Origin of the sequence: Candidatus Microthrix parvicella Bio17-1 (genome assembly GCF_000299415.1) — a bacterium.
In the GTDB taxonomy this organism is placed as follows: domain Bacteria; phylum Actinomycetota; class Acidimicrobiia; order Acidimicrobiales; family Microtrichaceae; genus Microthrix; species Microthrix parvicella.
Map to the genome: position 1 here is coordinate 469702 of NZ_AMPG01000003.1, position 18731 is coordinate 488432.

The 18731-nt window shown below is 67.4% G+C and carries 18 protein-coding genes; 15 read left to right on the forward strand and 3 right to left on the reverse strand.

Annotated features, from left to right (window positions below; translation table 11 throughout):
- Window positions 1-6: 6 nt before the first annotated feature.
- Window positions 7-2538, reverse strand: a complete 2532-nt coding sequence (locus MPARV_RS0115515; RefSeq protein WP_031278829.1) for a spermidine synthase family protein — start codon at window positions 2536-2538, stop codon at window positions 7-9.
- A gap of 252 nt (window positions 2539-2790) precedes the next feature.
- Here MPARV_RS0115515 and MPARV_RS24925 point away from each other — a divergent pair, with 252 nt between their 5' ends.
- The 6 genes from MPARV_RS24925 to MPARV_RS22965 all read left to right on the forward strand — a co-directional run bounded on the left by MPARV_RS24925 (window position 2791) and on the right by MPARV_RS22965 (window position 6983).
- Window positions 2791-3579 carry a CpaE/TadZ family protein gene (locus MPARV_RS24925; RefSeq protein ID WP_012224999.1) on the forward strand — a complete coding sequence of 263 codons (789 nt, stop codon included), beginning with the start codon at window positions 2791-2793 and terminating at the stop codon, window positions 3577-3579.
- A gap of 130 nt (window positions 3580-3709) precedes the next feature.
- Window positions 3710-4798 carry a TadA family conjugal transfer-associated ATPase gene (locus tag MPARV_RS21550; RefSeq protein WP_157789669.1) on the forward strand — a complete coding sequence of 363 codons (1089 nt, stop codon included), beginning with the start codon at window positions 3710-3712 and terminating at the stop codon, window positions 4796-4798.
- The gene (locus tag MPARV_RS21555) at window positions 4791-5489 is read left to right on the forward strand and encodes a type II secretion system F family protein (protein ID WP_157789670.1); all 699 of its coding nucleotides are present in this window, start codon (window positions 4791-4793) and stop codon (window positions 5487-5489) included. Before MPARV_RS21550 ends, MPARV_RS21555 begins: the two co-directional genes overlap by 8 nt.
- Window positions 5486-6253 (forward strand): type II secretion system F family protein, encoded by a 768-nt coding sequence (locus tag MPARV_RS22960; RefSeq protein WP_020378934.1) that lies wholly within the window; start codon window positions 5486-5488, stop codon window positions 6251-6253. The genes MPARV_RS21555 and MPARV_RS22960 overlap by 4 nt, the downstream gene beginning before the upstream one ends.
- A gap of 86 nt (window positions 6254-6339) precedes the next feature.
- Complete coding sequence (locus MPARV_RS0115540) at window positions 6340-6600, forward strand: DUF4244 domain-containing protein (RefSeq protein ID WP_020378935.1); 261 nt, start codon at window positions 6340-6342, stop codon at window positions 6598-6600.
- Window positions 6576-6983, forward strand: coding sequence for a TadE family protein (locus tag MPARV_RS22965; RefSeq protein ID WP_081661187.1), 408 nt, complete (start codon window positions 6576-6578; stop codon window positions 6981-6983). The genes MPARV_RS0115540 and MPARV_RS22965 overlap by 25 nt, the downstream gene beginning before the upstream one ends.
- Window positions 6984-7035: 52 nt before the next feature.
- On the opposite strand, the gene MPARV_RS21565 is transcribed toward MPARV_RS22965, so the two are convergent.
- Together MPARV_RS21565 and MPARV_RS0115555 are read right to left on the reverse strand one after the other, a co-directional pair.
- Window positions 7036-7512: a glutathione peroxidase gene (locus MPARV_RS21565; protein ID WP_081582346.1), complete on the reverse strand. Its 477-nt coding sequence runs from the start codon at window positions 7510-7512 to the stop codon at window positions 7036-7038.
- Window positions 7513-7549: 37 nt separating this feature from the next.
- Window positions 7550-10003, reverse strand: a complete 2454-nt coding sequence (locus MPARV_RS0115555) for a DEAD/DEAH box helicase (RefSeq protein WP_020378938.1) — start codon at window positions 10001-10003, stop codon at window positions 7550-7552.
- Between the two features lie 130 nt (window positions 10004-10133).
- Between MPARV_RS0115555 and MPARV_RS0115560 the strand changes: the two genes are divergently transcribed.
- From MPARV_RS0115560 to MPARV_RS0115600, 9 genes are all read left to right on the forward strand, one after another.
- Entirely contained in the window at window positions 10134-10712 is a 579-nt protein-coding gene (locus tag MPARV_RS0115560; protein WP_012225011.1) for an ATP-binding protein, read from the forward strand.
- Between the two features lie 162 nt (window positions 10713-10874).
- Window positions 10875-13538 (forward strand): hydrogen gas-evolving membrane-bound hydrogenase subunit E, encoded by a 2664-nt coding sequence (mbhE, locus tag MPARV_RS0115565; protein ID WP_157789671.1) that lies wholly within the window; start codon window positions 10875-10877, stop codon window positions 13536-13538.
- On the forward strand, window positions 13535-14017 hold the full coding sequence (locus MPARV_RS0115570; RefSeq protein ID WP_155852368.1) for an MnhB domain-containing protein: 483 nt from the start codon (window positions 13535-13537) through the stop codon (window positions 14015-14017). Before mbhE ends, MPARV_RS0115570 begins: the two co-directional genes overlap by 4 nt.
- Window positions 14014-14544: a sodium:proton antiporter gene (locus MPARV_RS0115575; RefSeq protein WP_012225013.1), complete on the forward strand. Its 531-nt coding sequence runs from the start codon at window positions 14014-14016 to the stop codon at window positions 14542-14544. The genes MPARV_RS0115570 and MPARV_RS0115575 overlap by 4 nt, the downstream gene beginning before the upstream one ends.
- Window positions 14541-16028, forward strand: coding sequence for a Na+/H+ antiporter subunit D (locus MPARV_RS0115580; RefSeq protein WP_012225015.1), 1488 nt, complete (start codon window positions 14541-14543; stop codon window positions 16026-16028). The genes MPARV_RS0115575 and MPARV_RS0115580 overlap by 4 nt, the downstream gene beginning before the upstream one ends.
- A gap of 41 nt (window positions 16029-16069) precedes the next feature.
- Window positions 16070-16603 carry a Na+/H+ antiporter subunit E gene (locus tag MPARV_RS0115585; RefSeq protein ID WP_157789672.1) on the forward strand — a complete coding sequence of 178 codons (534 nt, stop codon included), beginning with the start codon at window positions 16070-16072 and terminating at the stop codon, window positions 16601-16603.
- Complete coding sequence (locus MPARV_RS0115590; RefSeq protein ID WP_012225022.1) at window positions 16600-16854, forward strand: MrpF/PhaF family protein; 255 nt, start codon at window positions 16600-16602, stop codon at window positions 16852-16854. Before MPARV_RS0115585 ends, MPARV_RS0115590 begins: the two co-directional genes overlap by 4 nt.
- A gap of 14 nt (window positions 16855-16868) precedes the next feature.
- On the forward strand, window positions 16869-17222 hold the full coding sequence (mnhG, locus tag MPARV_RS0115595) for a monovalent cation/H(+) antiporter subunit G (protein WP_012225023.1): 354 nt from the start codon (window positions 16869-16871) through the stop codon (window positions 17220-17222).
- 153 nt (window positions 17223-17375) lie between these two features.
- Window positions 17376-18698, forward strand: a complete 1323-nt coding sequence (locus tag MPARV_RS0115600) for an acyl-CoA dehydrogenase family protein (RefSeq protein ID WP_238538880.1) — start codon at window positions 17376-17378, stop codon at window positions 18696-18698.
- Window positions 18699-18731 lie beyond the last annotated feature (33 nt).

Here is an 18731-nt window from a genome sequence, read left to right on the forward strand (position 1 = left end):
TGCGGGTCAGCCCGCTGACGGGGCGGCGGCGTCAACCATGCCGTCGTCGGCTCCGGTCACGCCAGGATCCGCCTGCTCGTCGGTCGCCGGTTCGCCGCCACCCTGCGACAACAACACAGCCGCCACGACATACAGCAGCAGACCGATGACCACCGTGCGGTTGAAGCCGAAGCTCATCGACAGGATGGTGCCGGTGGACGAGCCGAGCACCGAGAAGAACCCGTTGACCGCCCAGCACCAGGCCACCAGCCGACCATCGTCGTCCGGGTCCTGGGATTCGGCGGTCAGGTTTGCCCGGTCGATCCCCGTGGGCAGGAACATGCCCAACAGCACACCAATGGGGAACAACATGGCAAACACCAACACGATGCGGGCGCCTTGGGGCCACGCCAAGGCCACGTTGGTGATCGGTCGGCTGATGACGAGGTACAGCAGGGTGACCGCCCACAACGCCACCGTGGTGGCGGTGAGACGCACGCGGACATTGGCGCCGAACCTGTCCGAGTAGCGGGCGCCCACCGCGGTCGCCAGCAACAGCGTGAACAGTGAAACCGAAAGTGACAGGGTGGGGAAGCCCAGTAGCAGCGAGAACCGCTGGATCATCGCCACCTCGACGAAGATGAACCCCAGCCCGATCGACGCGAAGTACAGAAACAGGCGTGCCTTGCCCCGAACTTTGACGGTTGACTTTCGGCGGGCCAAACCGAAGGGCAGCCACAGGAAGAGCGCTGCGGTGATCGTGGCGATCAGCACCAGCATCAACAACAACCGTTCACCGATTGCGATCTCAGAGTCGCTGTAGTTGCGGGAGAACATGGCGTCGACGTTGCTGAACGGTGTGAAGTGCCAGAAGAAGGGGCCGTTGTCGTTGATCGCAGAGATGTCGTAGGGGTAGTCGGCCACCAGCCTGGTGACGGTGGCGTCGTCGCCGGAGATGATCTGAGCAGTGATGCCCTCCCCGGTGCCGTCCACCCCGGGCAGATGCACCACCCGGCCGTCAGGAGTTTCTTCGACCACCTTGGTGACCCGTTCCATGGCGACGGGCTCCGGCGGATTCTTAAACAGCAGGATGGTGGAGATCTTGGCGATCGAGGCTTCCACGCCTTCCACGGTGAGCCCGGTGTGGTTGGCGAAGTCGCCCTGTTTGCCACCCATCTCCTCGTTGAGCGCCGAGCGGGCCGTTGCCAGGTACCGGGCCGTGCGGTTGGGCGCCGACTCGAATTGGAAGTCGCCGAACTGCGACACGATCATGCCCCGGTCGGTGAGGTGGCTGTAGGCGGTGGTCAACATCTCCTCGGTGTAGAGGTAGCTCTCGGAGAGCACGAACGCCCCCGAGGTGGCGGCGTTGGACGCGGCGTAGCTGTCGGGGGCGACGAACCAGATCAGGTCGTAGTTTTTGTCGCTGCGGGCCAGGAAGGTGCGCCCGTCACCCTGCACATAGTTGACGCCGGGCTGCTCGGTGATGTTGCCGGTGAATTCCGCGAACTCGTTGCGCAGCAGGCTGGCGGTCACCGGGTTCAGTTCGACCGCGTCGATGTTCTTTGCCCCGTAGGTACGGGCGGCCATGATCTCGTTGCCACCCGCGGCGCCGATGATCAGCATGTTCTCGGGTGGCTCGTCCAACGCTGCGAACGGGATCTGGCGGCTGTCAATGTCGAAGCGGGCCGTCGTTTTGCGGGTGCCGTCGTAGCGCCAGATCGATGATCCCCACAGCCCGTCGTGGTTCAGAGTGATCAGGTCCTTGGTGGTCTGGGTGGCGTCCACCCGAAACACGGCGCCCCAGTCGCCCGCCAGCACCTCCTGATCGACGCGCAGCGTCTTGGTGGCGTCGGTGCGGATCGGGATGGAGACGGCAAGCAGCATCGCCGCCAAAGCGACCGCTCCCATCCCCCCTGCGAAGGCCAGATGGCGCCCCGACCTGACGGCCAGCCACACGCCGAGGGCCACCAGTGCAAGGTTGGATGCCACGATCATGTTCGGAGGGCCGATCCAAGCCTGGAGCGGGACGGCGGTGAGGCAACCCAAGGCAGCGCCGGTGAGGTCCCAAAAGTAGAGTCGCCGAACTTCGTGCGCCTCGGCGACGATCAGCTTGGCCAACACCAGGCCGATGGCGAAAAACACCATGGTGAGCGCGATCGACATCACCAGCAGCTTCAAGAACTGCGGGCCGGCGATGCCGACCGCGGAGGCCCAGATCTTCTGCGTGTCCAATTGCAGGCGGGCCACCACCGCATAGGAGACCAGCCCAACCACACCGGCCACCGGTGCCAACCGGGCCACCAACGACACGGTGTCGGCCCGACGCAGCCTGGGTGAGAGGGACACGATGGCGCTGGCGGCGCCCAGGCCCAACAGCGCCAGCCCGATCACGAAGTAGGTGTAGTAATAGAACAGCTTGAACGAGATCACCCGCGTGTAGGCGATCTCGGTGGACAGGCCGACGAAGCCCACAACGAACGCTGCGGTCAGTCGTGCGGTCACGTCGCGGGCGGGCGCGGTCGATGGTGGGTGCGTCTCGGCTGCGTGGGAGTCGTTCATGACAGCGCAGGAGGCTATCGGAGGGCCGCCGGGCAGTACCTGCGCAGGGTGAATGCACCGACGATTCCGTGCTCCGGGTCGGGGTCACCGGGGTTGATGACCCGATGACACATCGAGGTCGGGGCCCGATGCTGGGGGCATGTTTACTTCGCAGCGCCCCCGTCCAGCGTGTGTTGGGCGGCAACCCGTTGATCTCCACCCCGACTGTTCCCGACCTCTCATCGGATGCGACGCGTTACTCGTCGGATTGTCGTGATCGCACTCTGGGGTCCCAAGGGCGGGCAGGGTGTCAGCGTCACGGTTGCGTCGTTGGCGTTGTCCCATGTGCGGAGGTCACAGGACAGCGTGGCCATCGTGGACCTGGCCGGCGACCAGCCGGCGCTCCTGGGGGCGACGGGAATCCAGTCGGTCGGTGTACTCGACTGGCTGGCGAGCGACGCGGCGGGCGGAGCGCTGGAACGCACGGCCCTGAACGTGGCGGAGCGGTTGACGGTGGTGCCACTCGGTGGGGGCGACGTGTCGGGGCGCGACACCGGTTCGGGTGGGTTGACCCCTGGTGGCCATGGGGCGGCCGGCCGGATCGACGCGCTGTGGCGGGCGGTCGATGGCCTGGCCGACGTCGTCCTGGTCGATGTTGGCGTTCCCTCCGCTCGTGACGGCATGGTCGAACCGGCCGCAACGGCCGGGGCCGACGATCTCCGACGAGCGGCGGTGCTGGCGGCCGCAAACAACGTGGTGGTGATCCGTGCCTGCTACCTGGCCCTGCGGCGATTCCGTGGTTTGAACCTGCGCTGCGACTCGGCGGTGTTGGTGCGCGAGCCTCAGCGCGCCCTCAGCCGGGGTGATGTTGCCGACACACTCGATGCGCCGGTGTCGGCCACGGTGGAACTCGACCCGGCGGTGGCGCGGTCGGTGGATTCCGGAATGTTGGTGTCACGTCTTCCTCGACGCCTGGACCGAACGATGGCGGCGCTGGCAGACCTCCTGCTCGTCGACGGTGTTCACGCCGCGGCCGCCAGCGAGCGGAAGTCGGCGGGCTGAGGTGGCACCCGACCTGCGCGCTCGACAAGTCGGCCCCCCGAAGGGGACCGGGCCTTCGTTCGGCACGGGAGGGCCTGCCGAAGCGGTATCCGGTTCGGAGATCGCCTCCCTGGCCAGGCGGGTGCGGGCGGTGCTGGAACGCCGTGAGCCCAGCGGGGAGTGGCCGGTTTCGGCGGTTGCGGCGGTGCTGGCGGAGTTCGACCCGCTCCAGCAGACGTCGCGGCACCTACAGGTGGCGGAGGAGGTTCGGGCGGAGCTGGTTGGGCTTGGTCCGGTGGCGGCCCTCCTGGCTCTTCCCGGGGTGACCGACGTTTTGGTCAACGGTCCGGGTCCGGTGTGGATCGAACGCTCCGGCCGCGTTGAGGCCACAGGGGTGACCTTGAGCGAGGCCGATGTGTACCGGTTGGTGGAACGCACGCTGGGGCCGCTTGGCAAGCGCGTCGACCCCGCTTCGCCGGTCGCCGACGCGGCGATGGCCGACGGTACCCGGGTGGCGGTGGTGGTGCCGCCGGTGGCCCTCGGTGGCCCGGTGCTGGCCTACCGGCGCTTCGAGGTGCGAGCGGTGCCGCTGGATGCGCTGGCAGGTCCCGCCCAGGTCGATGCGTTGATGGGGATCCTGAAGGCTCGCAACAACGTGATCGTGTTTGGGGGCACCGGAGCCGGAAAAACCACGCTGCTGGACGCGCTTTGCTCACAACTGCCCCCGCACGAGCGTCTGGTGGTGGTTGAGGACACGGCCGAGCTGATGCCCCCGGGGCGGCATCTGGTGCGTCTGGAAGCTCGCCGTGCCAATGCCGAAGGTGCAGGTTCGGTCGATCTGGGCGACCTGGTTCGTGCGGCGCTTCGGCTGCGACCCGACCGGCTGATCGTCGGGGAGGTGCGTGGGGGCGAGGCCGCCGATCTGGTCAGTGCGCTGTCAACCGGTCACGACGGGGGCCTGTCCACCGTGCACGCAGGAAACCCCGCCGAGGCGATGGATCGCCTGGAGTCGCTCACCCTGCTCGGTGCCCCGGGCTTGGGCATCGCCGGCATTCGCCGTCGGTTGCATGCTGCCGTGGACGTGTTGGTTGGGGTTGAACGTCGAGGCGACGGGTCCCGCGGTGTTGTCGGTGTGTGGAGCCTGGAAGGAACGGCCGAATCGCCCACTTTTGTGCCGCTGGCGGGTTCGGCCCCGGTGCCGCTGCCTGGCGAAAGTCGACGAGGTGTGGGTCGTGGGTGATCTGTTCGTTTCCGCAATCGCCGGCTCGGCAGCCGCAGCGGCTTGGCTGATCCCGACGCTTGGCCCGGTCGCACGACGTTCGGTGGAGTCGCCCACAATCCCGTCCACCACCCCGACCACGACCCCGTCGGACCGCAAGCCTCGGCATCCCGGGTCGGGGGAGGGGGCGGCGGTCGGGGCCCTGGCCGAGGCCTTGGCTGCGCGCGTTCGGTCCGGGGCATCGTTGCCCGAGGCGCTCGGCCAGGCGGACGCACCGGAGCCGCTCGGTGAAGACGTGCGGGTGCTGGCGCTTGAGTTGCGGCGGGGTGTGCCGTTGGACGATGCGCTCCGAGGGCTGGCCGAGGGCGCACCACTTGAGCGGCGCCTGCTGGTGGCGGCACTGCGGCTGGCGGCCCGGCACGGCGGCCGCACCGCCGATGCGCTGGACGGGGTGGCCAACACGCTTCGCGACCGGAGGGCCGTCGCTGCCGAGCTGGCTGCTCAGACCTCTCAAGCCCGTTTGTCGGCCTGGGTGCTCGTGGCGCTGCCGCCGCTGTTTCTGGTGCTTGGTTCGGTGGTCGACCCGAGGCTGATCGGGGCGGTGGCCACCCCCGCCGGCGTCGTGGTGCTTGCCGTGGCGGTCGCGCTGGAGGTGGTTGGTTTCGTGTGGAGCCGTCGCATCCTCGCCTCCGGGGTGGGCGGTGACACGTGAGCGCCGTCACCACGATCGCCGTGGGGTGGTTGGGCTGGGCCGCGTGGACGTCGACCTCCATGAACGCCGCCGCTTCGTCGACCAACTCGGCCAGACACCTCGGTTGGGCTGAGGGCGCCCCCGGCCTCCCCGGGGTGATCGAGGGTGAGCAGCAATCGCGGGAGCCCGCCGGGGGCCTCGATCGCCGCTCCCGCATTGCGCTGGTGCTCGGCGGCGTGGCCCTGTTGGTTCACCCCGTCCTGGCGTTGGTGGTCGTCGCCTGGTGGGGAAAGGGGCGGCTGGCCCGACGCCGAGTGAGGCTGGCCCAAGTAGCGGCACGGCGGGCTGCCGTCCCCGAGATCGCTGATCTGTTTGTTGTGGCGTTGTCGGCGGGTCTGACCGTTCGGGGAGCCATCCTCGGCGTTGCGGAGGTTGTCTCGGGACCGTTGTCCGACGACCTTCGAATGGCAGGCCGGGGTCTGGCCCAGGGTGATTCGATCCGCCGAGTGCTCGATCAATGGAGCGAATCGGAGCATCCCCTGGAACCGATCGGTGCGGCGCTGGCGGCCGCTGACCGATCCGGCTCGGCGGCGACACCGCTGCTGGCCCGCTGCGCCGATCAGCAACGTGAGTTGGCCCGGCGCCGGGCGGAGGCGCTGGTGCGACGGTTGCCGGTTCGGCTGCTCGGCCCGTTGGTGCTGTGCATCCTTCCGGCACTGATGGCGGCCACCTTTGGACCGTTGGCGATCGTCTCGTTTCGCCAATTGGGCGATGCGGTGCCGTAACCGCAACGTCTCGGGCGCAACCCGCCACAGCCCTACCAACGCAATTCCACCCGATTCATCCAACCCAACCCAACCAGGAGCATCACATGTCAGCGATCAAGCACGTCCCACTCAGCATCATTCACCAACTCACGACCCAACGTGAGGTGCCCGGTTACCGGCCGACCGGCCAACCTCCCCGGACCGTTCGCCGCTTGGACCGGGGTCAGAGCACGGTGGAGTACGCCCTTCTGGTGGTGGGCATTGCCACCCTCGCGCTGCTGGTACTGGCATGGGCGAGCTCGACCGATGTGGTTGGGGCACTGTTCGACCGTGTGTTTCGGTGGGTCACGGGAAGGGTGGGGTGATCGGCCCGTCCCGACGGTGCCGCGGGCAGTCCACCGTTGAGCTGGCGGCGGTCTTGCCGGTACTGGTCATTCTGACCCTGTTGGTCATTCAGGCGGCGTTGGTGGGCCGGGACCGAATCGTCCTGACCCACCGCTGTCGTGCCGCAGCGCGCGCTGCGATGGTGACGCCAACCAACGCAGCGGCGACCGATGCCGGAAAGGGTGCAGCGTCGGAGGGGTCCGGTTTCGTCGCTCACCTGGAGGGCAGGATCGCCGTCGGAGAGCTGGTGACCGTGGGTTGCCGGCAACGGCTGGTGACCGGGCTGCCGTTGGTCGGACCGATGCTCGGTGACCCTGAGGTCACCGAGCGGTTTGTTGTCCGAATCGAATCGGTCGGCGACTGAGACGAACCGCTCGCGCTGGTGGCTCGCTGTCGTCAGACCCGATGCATGAGTCTTAGGACCGGAAGTTGGCCAGGTCGGCCTGGATCTCCTCGGGTTCAACCTGTGGCTCGTAGCGCTTCAGTGGCGTGCCGTCGCCGCCGACCAGGAACTTGGTGAAGTTCCAGGCGATGTCGCCGTTGCCGTCGGCTTTGGGCAACGCCTCGCGCAGCATCCGGTAGAGGGGGTTGGCGTCGTCGCCGTTGACGTCCACCTTGGCCATGAGCTGGAACGGCTCGCCATAGTTTTCCCGCACGAAGGACAGGATCTCCTCCTCGGTGCCGGGCTCCTGGGCGCCAAACTGGTTGCAGGGCACCCCCAGCACCACCAGGTCGTCGTTGGTCTCATCGAGGGTACGCAGACCTGCGTACTGTCCGGTGAGGCCTCAATAGCTGGCGACGTTGACCACCAGCACCAATTTGCCGGCGTAGGTGGAAAACGAAATCTGCTCGCCGGTGATCGACGTCATCTCCAGGTCGTGGAACGTGCTCATGGCTGCCCTTCTGAGGGGTGGGTGGTTGGATGCGACCCTACCGGCGGAGTGGTGCCATGTCGTGTGACTCGGGAGTGCGACCTTGCGTCGTGGTGTCCGCTCGACGGCCCAACAGGCCGTCGAGCACCACCAGTGCCCCCGCCTTGTCCAGGGGCTCGTTGAGGTTGCCGCACTTTGGGGACTGCACGCAGGAGGGACAACCGCCGACGCACGGGCACTCGTCGATGGCGTCGCGGGTGGCGGCCAGGTGGCGCTCCGCGATCCGTTCGGCGAGCTCGGCGATGCCGGCGCCGCCGGGGTAGCCGTCGTGGATCAATACGGTGGGCCCTCCGGTGTCGGGATGGCAGGCGGTGGACAGCCCGCCCACGTCCCACCGGTCGCACAGGCCGAACAATCCCAGCATGCCGATGGCTCCATGTTCGGCTGCGTGGAGCGCGCCCGGCAGCACGTCCGGGTCGAGCAGCCGGGTGGGGACAGCGCCGTCTGAGGTTGCAGGGCCGCCCCAGATCGCCGGTTCATCCAAGGTGAATACCACAGCTCGGGTTTCCAGCTCCTGGGGCGGCAGCTCCAACCGGGTCGTGCCGAGGTTCTCGTGGCTGCCCACCGCACGTCGCTGGTAGCCGGTGACCCTGCTCGTCACCAGCACGGGTGCCACCCTCACCCGCCCCGGCATGCCCGATGCGTCTCGGGAACGGCCCGAGTACTCCAGTGGCCGAGCGTCGGGCAGTTCCAAGATGCGCACGTCGGAGTCGGTGCGGGCCAGCGTGTAGGTGTCACCCCGATCGGGCTCCACCTCGGCCACGCGGGCATCGAGGTCCAGGCGGTTCACCCTCCAGGCGCGGCCCCGGTGCAGGTAGATGGCACCCTCGTGCACCGTTTCGGGCGCCCGCCCGGAGCCGACGGTGCCGACCAACTCGTCGCCGTGGCGGATCTCCACCTCGGCGGCATCGGTGGACCTCAGGCCGATCAGCGAGAACGGCCAGCGGGTGCCGGCCCACGTGGCCACCACCTCACGCCCCGCGCCCCGCCCCCGGTGCCTCACGCTCAGCGCCCCGCTTCGGGCCAAGGTGGTGACGGCCTCGTCCAACTCGCCGGGCCAATAGCGGTCGTCGTCGTGTCTCAGCGGGTACTCGTGAGCGGCACACAGCAGGTGCGGGTGGAGGACGTAGGGGTTGTAGGGGTTGATCACGGCTGGTTCGGGCACCCGGGTGAGCAGGTCGCCGGGGTGTCTGGCCATCCACTGGTCCAGCTGATCCTCGCCGCAGACCAGCACTGCGATTGACGGGCTTGTGCCACGGCCGGCTCGGCCGATCTGTTGATGAAACGATGCAACCGTGCCGGGAAAGCCACCGCACACCACCGCATCCAGCGAGCCTACGTCGATGCCCAACTCCAGGGCCGAGGTGGCCACGACGCCCCGCAGGGTTCCGGCAAACAGCTCGGCCTCGATCTCGCGGCGTTCCTTGACGAGGTACCCGGCCCGGTAGGGGTGCACCAGGTCGCCGACGGCAGCGTCGAGCAACTGGCGCATGCGTGCCCATGCAAGCTCGACACCCTTGCGTGAGCGGGTGAACGCCAACGTTCGGTGGCCTCCCTCGATGAGTGCGGCCGCCAGGGTGGCTGTGGCTTCGGTCAACGATTGCGGTGCCAGGCCGGTTTCACCGCCGGTTGTTGCCCCGGGGTTCCACACCACCACGGTGCGCATGCCCGTGGGCGAGGTGTCGTCGTCCACGACGTCCACCGGGTCGCCGATCAATGCCTCGGCCAACTCGCCGGGTCGGCCGATCGTCGCCGAGGTGAAAATGAAGGTGGGATCCGCTCCGTACAACGCGGCCACCCGTCGAAGGCGCCGCAGCACGTTGGCGCTGTGACCCCCGAACATGCCCCGAAGCAGGTGCAACTCGTCCACGACCACGTAGCGCAGGTTGCGAAAGAGGCGGGCCCATCGACGGTGATGGGCCAGCAGCCCATGGTGCAACATCTCGGGATTGGTCAGTACCACCCGGGCCGAGTTGCGGGCCCAGGTTCGTTCCTCGGGTCCGGCATCCCCATCCACCGTGGCGGCGAGCAACTCGGTGATCCCCAAGCCGCCGAGAGACCGCAGCTGGTCCTGGGCAAGTGCCTTGGTGGGGTAGATGAGCAGGGCCGTGGCGCCACTGCCGGGCGCCGAGACCGCCTCGGCGATCGGGACCTGAAAGCACCTGGACTTGCCCGAGGCGGTGCCGGTGGCGATCACGGTGTGGCGACCGGCACGGATCAGGTCGATCGCTGCGGCCTGGTGCGCCCACAGCGGGAGGTCGATCAGGCCCGAGAGTCGGTCCGGCAAGGGTGTCGCCAGGGTCGAGTGCCGGCCCGGGCGTGCGGGCACCGACAGCACACCGGCCAACCTGGGGTCGCCGTTCAGGTGGGCCAACGCCGCGGGGAGCGGGGTGCCCGGGTTGACGGTTGTGGGTGAAACCGCTGCGGTCGGGGGCGAAGTGCGGACGGCCATCGGGTCTCCAAGATACGGGCCGCCTGTGACATCGTCCCGGGCACCCGGTGGACCTGGTGGGCAAATCGGCCCGGGGTGATCGGCGTCGGGGCGGATTGGGCCTAGATTGGTAGACAGAGAAAGGGATCGTGTGAAGTCCGGCAATGAGGCTCAACAGTCCGCAGTGGACGGTGTGTCCGGCCCGACGCGCCGCGACTCCGACCTCGACGATGTCGGCGGTCTGCCGGCGCCCGAGCCGGTGGAGGTGGAGTTCGAGTTTCCCGCCGAGTTGGCCAGCCTGGCCATGGTGCGCCGGCGGGTGGAGCAGGTCGCCCGGGTGGCGGCCAAGTTGGGCCCCGGCGACCTGGACAAGCTGCGGCTGGTGCTGACCGAAGTGGTGGCCAACGCCGTATCGGCCCATGCCGAACGCAGGTCCCCGGACGACCTCCGGCTGCGATGTTGTCTCAGCGCAGACCGTCTCGAGGTGTCCATTCTCGATCAGGGCGGTGGGTTTCTGGCCACCACCGGCTCTCATCCCGTCATCGACACGTCGCTGCCGGATGTGAGCACTCCGGAGGGGCAACAACGCGAGGGCGGCTTCGGGTTGGGCTTGATCGGTGCCTTCGCCGATGAGGCCGAGTTTCAGCCGGTGGACGGGGGCACCTCGGTTCGCTTCGTCATCTACCCCAGCGGTGGTGTTCCCAACGACGCGATCTCACCTCCGCCGTAATCATCGCCTCCCGTTGGTGGACCTCAAAGCGCTGACACGATCCTGGGGGATTCACTACTTCACGTGGAACGGCTCGTGAGTGCGTCTGTGCGAGTTCGCCGCGTCGTCGGGCCCGGCTAAACTCCCAAGCCTGCTCGGGGTCATCCCGAGGCTCTTGGCAGGTTGTCCGCCGGGCTCGCGGTGGGTGTCGATGCATGGAGGCCCCCGCTGACCATTCTGCTCCTCCTGCACCTGTGCTTTGGCGTGGCCCTGCTCTGCGTTGGACGCTCCGGTGACCGTCGGCTGTTTGCCGTGGCGGCGATTCCTCCTGCGGTGACGTTGGTGTGGGCGCTTGTGTCCGCCGGCGGCATTCTCGACGGGTCAGCGGTGACCGAGTCGATCCCGTGGGTCCGAGGGCTTGACCTGAGCCTGGACGTGCGGGTCGATGCGTTTTCGCTGGTGATGGTGTTGCTCGTCGCCGGCATCGGCCTGGGGATCCAGGCCTACGCCGGGCGATACTTCAACCGGGACACCCCAGACCTGGGTCGTCTCGCAGGTCTGCTGACCTTGTTTGCCGGAGCGATGTTGGGGCTGGTGACCGCCAACCACCTGATGTGGCTCTACGTGTGCTGGGAGCTGACGTCGATCACGTCGTACCTCCTCATCGGGTGGGCAGATCGCGATCCCAACGCTCGGTCCTCGGCGTTGCAGGCGCTGCTGACGACCGGCGCGGGCGGCCTGGTGATGTTGGTGGGTCTCATCCTCGTGGGGCAGACGGCCGGAACGTATGAGTTGTCGGCCATCGTGGCCTCGCCGCCGTCGGGTACCACGGTCACCGTGGGGCTTGGGTGCATCTTGGTCGGGGCCTTCACCAAGTCGGCGCAGTTCCCGTTCTCGTCGTGGCTCCCCGGCGCCATGGTGGCACCCACGCCGATCTCCGCCTACCTGCACTCGGCAACGATGGTGAAGGCGGGCGTGTACCTGGTGGCGCGGTTTGCCCCGCCGTTTGCCGACGTCGGGTTCTGGCGGCCGACGGTGCTCACCATCGCCCTGATCACCATGATCACCGGCGGCGCCAGGGCGCTCCAGCAGACCGACCTCAAGCGCCTGTTGGCTTTTGGCACCGTCAGCCAGCTCGGGTTTCTGATGGTGCTTTTCGGGGCGGGCCGGCCGGATGCCACCCTGGCCGGGGTGGTGCTCATCATCGCCCACGCACTGTTCAAGGCGCCGCTGTTCATGGTGGTTGGCGTCATCGACCACCAGGCTCACACCCGTGATGTTCGGTCGTTGGGCGTGTGGGGTCCAGGATGGGCCGGACCCAAGTGGGTGGCGGTTGCGTCAGGCCTGTCGATGGCCGGCATCCCGTTTCTTTTTGGGTTTATTGCGAAGGAGGCCGCGTACGAGGCGTTCTCCCATCACGCCGGCACGGGCGAGTGGTTGGTGCTCGTCGGCATCGTTGCAGGATCGGTGTTGACCTTCGCCTACACTGGGCGGTTCCTGCTTGGTGCCTTCACCGATCGTTCGGTGCCCGAGTGCGTCAGGTCCTCGGCACCGGTGAAGTTGACGGGCGAGGCACCCGAGCAGGCTGCGGGCGAAGCGGGCGTCGCAGCCAACGCATCGTCATCGGCGTCAGCGTTGGCATCAACGTCGGCCAAGGCTCCTGCCTTCGCCTTTTGGGCGCCCGCTGGGGTGCTTGCGGGCTTCACAGTGGTGTTGGGGGTCGTGCCGGCGTTGGCGTCACGTCTCGTGTATGGCGCGGCAGCGTCCCTGGACTCCTCGGTCGAGGCCACCGGCCACCTCGCGCTGTGGCACGGCTTCTCCACCCCGCTGCTGCTGAGTGCCGTCACCGTTGGGCTCGGTTGCATCATGGTGCTGGGGGCGCGCCGGGTGGCCGCCGCCCAGGCGGCGGTTCCCTCGCTGGCGCTCGGCGACTCGGCCTACCTCGGGTTGTTGCGTCTGTTGAACCTGACCGCAGACCGGGTCACCGGTGTGGTTCAGTCGGGATCACTGCCCACCTACGTCGGCGTGGTGCTCGTCACGGTGGTGACCGTGCCAGGCGTGGGGCTCATCGGGGAGCTCCAGGGCCAGGCCCTCCCGCGGTTTGCCGACAGCCCTGGCGAGGTGGCGGTGACCGCGCTCATCATCGTGGCGGCCGCGGCGGCCGCCACGATCCGGCGCCGCCTGTCGGCCGTGCTTTGCCTGGGTGCGGTCGGCTACGGCATGTCGCTTCTGTATGTGCTGAGGGGCGCACCAGACCTGGCACTCACCCAGTTGGGCATCGAGACGCTGGGTGCGGTGCTGTTCGTGTTGGTGCTCCGAGTCTTGCCGAATGAATTTCGCGAGCGGGCCACGCCGTTGGGGCGGATGGTGCGGCTGGCAATCTCGGGTGCCGTTGGCCTGTTCGTCTTCGTGTTCGCATTGGTGGCGTCCGGCGCACGTACCGCCCGCCCCGTCTCTGATGAGTTCCTGGCCCGGTCGGTTTCCGAGGGCGGCGGATCCAACGTGGTCAACGTCATCCTGGTGGACTTCCGTGGCTTCGACACGTTGGGCGAGATCACCGTGCTCACCGTGGCGGCGCTTGGTCTGGTGGCGCTGGGGCGTGCCGGTGCTCGAGGCTTGACCATCGGCACCCCGGCAGAGGACGCACGGGTGGTTCCTGGCCTGAAGGCCTACCTGGAGCCCCGAAATCGTGGGCGCTCTCGGGCCGGTGGCGGTGCTCAGGGCAACAGGGAGTCTTCGACGCGGTCACCCACCGGCTCCGACACCGATGCGCAGCCTGATCCCTCTGAGGACGACCCCGACCTTGGCGGACCCCACGCTGGGATTGACGCCGGCGGTTCGCCGTGAGGCGCTCGATGGTGTTGGAGTCGCTGGTTCGGGTGGTGTTTCCCTCGGCGATGGTGCTGGCGCTGTATCTCCTTTTCGCGGGCCACAACCAGCCTGGCGGTGGCTTTGTCGGTGGCCTCGTGGCGGGTGCCGCATTTGCGCTCCGGTACGCGGCCGGGGGTCTCGACGAGGTTCGCCGGGTCGGTCGCGTACCCGGCCGGTACTTCGTCGGTGCCGGGCTGTTTCTGGCCGTGGTGACGTCGATGGCACCGCTGCTGTTCGGCGGTGACTTGCTGCAGAGCGGCAAGATCAAGCTGCATCCGCCGTTGCTGGGCGACATCAAGTTGAACTCGGTGCTGGCCTTCGACATCGGGGTGTTCGGGGTGGTTGTCGGCCTCGTGTTGATGATGCTCTCCGCCTTTGGTGAGGCGGCTGTTTCCGAGGACGACCCAGCCGCAGCGGCACCGACGGCCACCGACTCCGGGGCGGGCGCGTCGTGAGCTTCACACTGGCGTTGGGGGCCGCACTGCTGTTTGGTATGGGCACCTGGCTGTTGTTGCAGCGACGTCTGAGCCGCATCATCATCGGCCTCGGGCTGATCAGCCACGGGGCCAACCTGCTGTTGGTGGTTTCCGGGCGGGGTGGGCTTCCGGCCTTCGTCAACGGGGCACCCTCCGACCCCGACCGCTACATCGACCCCCTGCCGCAGGCCATGTTGCTCACCGCCATCGTCATCAGCTTCGGCGTCACAGCGTTTCTTTTGGCGATGGCCTGGCGAAGTTTCGTCTTGACCGGCGACGACCTGGTGGAGGACGACCGCGAGGACCGGCGTATCGCCCGGGAGGATCGGGCGGCCGCAGCGGCGTCGGACGAGGAGGTGGCCGATACCGAACTGGGTGAGGTGGCCCGTCGAGCCGCCGAGCAGGGCACCGATCCCGAGGTCGTCACCGACCACGCCTTTCTGGAGGGTTCCAGCCGGTGGGTCGCCGAGCCGACCGAGCCCGACGACGGGGGAGGTGGGCAATGAACGCCGTGCTTCCGCTGCCGGTCGTCTTGCCGCTGCTCGGCGCCGCACTGTCGATCACGGCATTCAAGTCGCGACGAACCCAGCGTCTGATCAGCCTGGCGGTGCTGTCCGCCACGACCGTGATCAGCGTCGTGTTGCTGATTCAAGCCGACCGCTTTGGCCCTGTGGTCGCACAGATGGGTGGCTGGCCGGCGCCGTTCGGTATCACGCTGATCGCCGACCGCCTGGCGGGCATCATGTTGGCGGTTGCGTCGGTGATGTTGGTTTCGGTGTTGGTCTATGCAATTGGCCAGCCGGGCGCCGAGCGCAACCACGGTGCCTTTCATCCGGTGTACCTGGTGCTGTCGGCGGGGGTCATGGCGGCGTTTCTCACCGGTGACCTGTTCAACCTTTTTGTGGCATTCGAGATGATGCTGACCGCCAGTTATGTGTTGCTCACGCTGGGTGGTGGTCGCGAACAGATCCGTTCGGGCATGACCTATGTGGTCATCAGCCTGGTGGCATCCGCGCTGTTCCTCACCTCGCTGGCGCTGATTTATGCAGCGACCGGCACGGTCAACATGGCACAGCTTGCGGTGCGCATGGCCGAGCTTCCCGATGGTGTGCGGTTGGCGTTCGGGCTGCTGTTGCTGGTGGTTTTTGGAATCAAAGCGGCGCTGTTCCCGTTGTTTTCGTGGCTTCCCGACAGCTATCCCACCGCTCCGTCACCGATCACCGCGGTGTTCGCCGGGCTGCTCACCAAGGTGGGGGTGTACGCCATCATCCGCACCCAGACGCTGTTCCTCGATTCGAGTTCCCGGCCGGGCACGTTGATCCTGGTGGTTGCCTCGATCACCATGGTGGTCGGCGTGCTGGGGGCGATCGCACAGGACGACATCCCCCGCATTCTCAGCTTCCACATCGTGTCCCAGATCGGCTACATGATCATGGGCCTGGGTTTGTTCACGGTGGCGGGCCTGGCCGGGGCGATTCTGTACATCATTCACCACATCATCGTGAAGACCACGCTGTTTCTCGTCGCCGGGCTGGCGGAGGTTCGGGCCGGTTCGGGGCGTCTGGCCGCCATCGGTGGGGTGGCCCGCGTGTACCCGGTGTTGGGAGTGCTGTTTCTGCTGCCTGCCCTCAGCCTGGCAGGCCTGCCACCGTTCTCTGGCTTCGTCGCCAAGTTTGCGCTGGTGGAGGCGGGGCTGAGTGTCGGCCAGTATGTCGTGGTGGCGATTTCGATCCTGGTGTCGCTACTCACGCTCTTCTCGATGACCAAGATCTGGGGAGGTGCATTCTGGGGCGAGCCGCAGTTCACCGAGGATGCGGCCGACCCGGAGGCGCCCCCCAAGGGCCTTCGGGTGATGTACCTGTCGGTCGGGTTTCTGGTGGCGGTGTCGTTGGCGGTCGCCTTGGCGGCCGGCCCGCTCTACAACCTCAGCGACCGGACGGCCAACGAACTGTTGCACCCGGACCGGTACGTGGTGGAGGTGCTCGGGTGATGGGGCGGAGTGGTGGCAAACGCCCGGGCCGGGGTGGCTCGATGCTGTTGTTCGCCTGGCTCGTGGTGATGTGGACCGCCTTGTGGGGCGTGCCGACCCTGGCCAACCTGCTGGGTGGGGCGGTGGTGGCGTCGGTGGTGCTGTGGGTGTTTCCACGCGGTGATGACGCGGACGCGATGGTGACGTTCCGTCCAGTTCATGCAGCGGTCTTTCTTGTGTGGTTTCTTGGTCAATTGGTGTCGTCCAGCCTGCGGGTGGCCTGGCTGATCGTGAAGCCATCGGGGCCCGACGAGATGGAGCCGGGCATCGTTGCCACGCCGATCCGCGGCATCTCCGACCAGATCACTTCGATGGTGGCCAACGCCATCACCCTCACCCCCGGCACGTTGACCGTCGAGGTCTCCCGTGAGCCCTCGGTGATCTATGTGCACTGCATCGAGTCGCAGGCGCCCGACGACATTCGTGAGCAGGTGTTGGACCTGGAGCATCGCATGGTGGAGGCGTTCGGTTCGGCCGGCGCCCGGAGCGCATGGGCTCATGGGTCGATCCCGCCGCTGGGGGAGGTGCGCCGATGATCTACAACGTTGCGTTGGCGGTCCTGGCGCTGGCGGCTGCAGCGTTTTTGGTTCGGTTGGTGCGCGGCCCGCGCCTGGCCGATCGGGTGGTTGCGCTCGACGGCGTACTCACCACCGTGGCGCTGACGATCATTGCCAACAGCGCTCGCACCGACTCCACCAAGTATCTGGTGGTTGCGGTGGTGGTCGCGCTGGTGGCCTTCGTGGGCACGGTGATTTACGCCCGGTTTATTGAAACCACGTCGGGCTGAGAGGTCTCTCCATCATGGATGTAGCTGCTTCACTTTTGATACTCGCCGGAGCGATACTCACCCTGATCGCCGGGGTGGGACAGCTGCGTTCCGAGGACCTGTTCGTGCGCATGCACGCCGCAACCAAACCGGCGACCTTGGGTTGGACGCTGGTGGTTGCCGGTGCGGTGCTGGCCATCCCGTCCTGGTCGGGGGTGACCAAGCTGGTGCTGGCGCTGGGCCTGCAGTTTTTGACCGCACCGGTGGCCGGTCATCTGGTGGGGCGTGCCGCCTACCGGGTGCGGGCCGCTCGGCCCGACCGCAACCGCACCGAGCACCTGGTCATCGACGAACTGGGCGAGCAGTTGCCGCCCGACGAACTCTCCTGATCGGTCGCGCCAATCCCTCAAGCCGCAGCGGGGCGGCGCAGAGCGAGCTTTGGCGCGGCCTTTCAAACCCGGTTCGGGACGCGGCGCCGCCGGCGTCGCCTAGGTTCGCCACCACGCGCTCGTCACACCCACCGCGTGTCGAAAGGACCGATCATGCCCGCACCAGGAATGCACTCCGGCGTCGCCACCGACGAGGCCCTCAACCTGTCGATGTCCGCCTCCGCCGTGCCGCTGTTCGAGGCGGTGTGCGAGTTCATCGCCAACGAAGTGGACCCGATCACCGAGGAGTTCTACGCGTTGGGGGAGGGTCGCAGTGACCGCTGGAGTTTTGCCGATGGACAGTTGGAACTGTTGGACGGGGTGAAGGCCAAGGCCCGCGCCGCGGGACTCTGGAACTTTTTTCTGCCCGACGCTGACACCGGTGAGGGCCTGTCCAACCTGGACTACGCCTACATCGCCGCAGAGTTGGGCAAGAGCCCGCTGGCGCCCGAATGCCTCAACTGCTCCGCACCCGACACCGGCAACATGGAAGTGCTGGAACGGGTTGGGACCGCCGCGCAGAAGGAGCGGTGGCTGAAGCCGTTGTTGGACGGTCGGATCCGGTCGGCGTTTGCCATGACCGAGCCGGACGTGGCCTCCAGCGACGCACGCAACGTGGCCACCAGCGCGGTGCTCGACGGAGACGAATGGCTGATCAACGGCGAAAAGTTCTACATCTCGGGTGCGGGCGATCCCCGCTGCGAGATCATGATCGTGATGGTCCGCACCAGCCCGGACGGGCCGCCGCACCAACAACAGAGTCAGATCCTGGTGCCCATGAACACCCCCGGCGTGGAAATCGTGGGGGCGATGCAGGTCTTTGGGCAAGACGATGCGCCCCACGGCCACATGCACCTGCGTTTCGCCGACGTGCGGGTACCGGCATCCAACATGCTGCTGGGTGAGGGGCGTGGCTTCGAGATCAGCCAGCTTCGGCTTGGACCCGGGCGTATCCACCACTGCATGCGGTCGATCGGGGCGGCGGAGAAGGCCCTGGAGCTGATGGTGCGACGTGGGCTGAACCGGGAGGCCTTCGGCAGGCCGCTGGCCCGCCTGGGCAAGAACACCGAGGTCATTGCGAAGGCCCGAATCGAGATCGAGTCGATGCGCCTGATGGTGCTCCGAGCCGCCCGTGCCATGGACTTCACGGGGAACGCCGAGGCTCGTATCTGGGTCAGCGCGGTCAAGGCGATGGTGCCCGAGCGGGTCTGCGCCATCATCGACGAGGCCATCCAGGTTCATGGAGCTGCGGGGATTTCACAGTGGACCCCCCTGGCCGGTATGTACGCCGCGCAGCGCACGTTGCGGTTGGCTGACGGTCCGGATGAGGTGCATTGGCATGTAGTGGGTCGCGCCGAATTGACCCGCTATGAGAACGATCATTCCCCGGCGGTGCCCCCTGCCGGCGAGCGCGGCGGGGTCTTTTCCGGGCCCTGATCTGTTTGGATATCCGGTACCTCTGAGAGCCCC

Coding starts and splice junctions, on each gene's coding strand:
- MPARV_RS0115515 (WP_031278829.1), bottom strand. CDS start 2,538: ATGAACGACTCCCACGCAGCCGAGACGCACCCACCATCGACCGCGCCC.
- MPARV_RS0115540 (WP_020378935.1), top strand. CDS start 6,340: ATGTCAGCGATCAAGCACGTCCCACTCAGCATCATTCACCAACTCACG.
- MPARV_RS0115555 (WP_020378938.1), bottom strand. CDS start 10,003: ATGGCCGTCCGCACTTCGCCCCCGACCGCAGCGGTTTCACCCACAACC.
- MPARV_RS0115580 (WP_012225015.1), top strand. CDS start 14,541: ATGAACGCCGTGCTTCCGCTGCCGGTCGTCTTGCCGCTGCTCGGCGCC.
- MPARV_RS0115585 (WP_157789672.1), top strand. CDS start 16,070: ATGCTGTTGTTCGCCTGGCTCGTGGTGATGTGGACCGCCTTGTGGGGC.
- MPARV_RS0115590 (WP_012225022.1), top strand. CDS start 16,600: ATGATCTACAACGTTGCGTTGGCGGTCCTGGCGCTGGCGGCTGCAGCG.
- mnhG (WP_012225023.1), top strand. CDS start 16,869: ATGGATGTAGCTGCTTCACTTTTGATACTCGCCGGAGCGATACTCACC.
- MPARV_RS0115600 (WP_238538880.1), top strand. CDS start 17,376: ATGCCCGCACCAGGAATGCACTCCGGCGTCGCCACCGACGAGGCCCTC.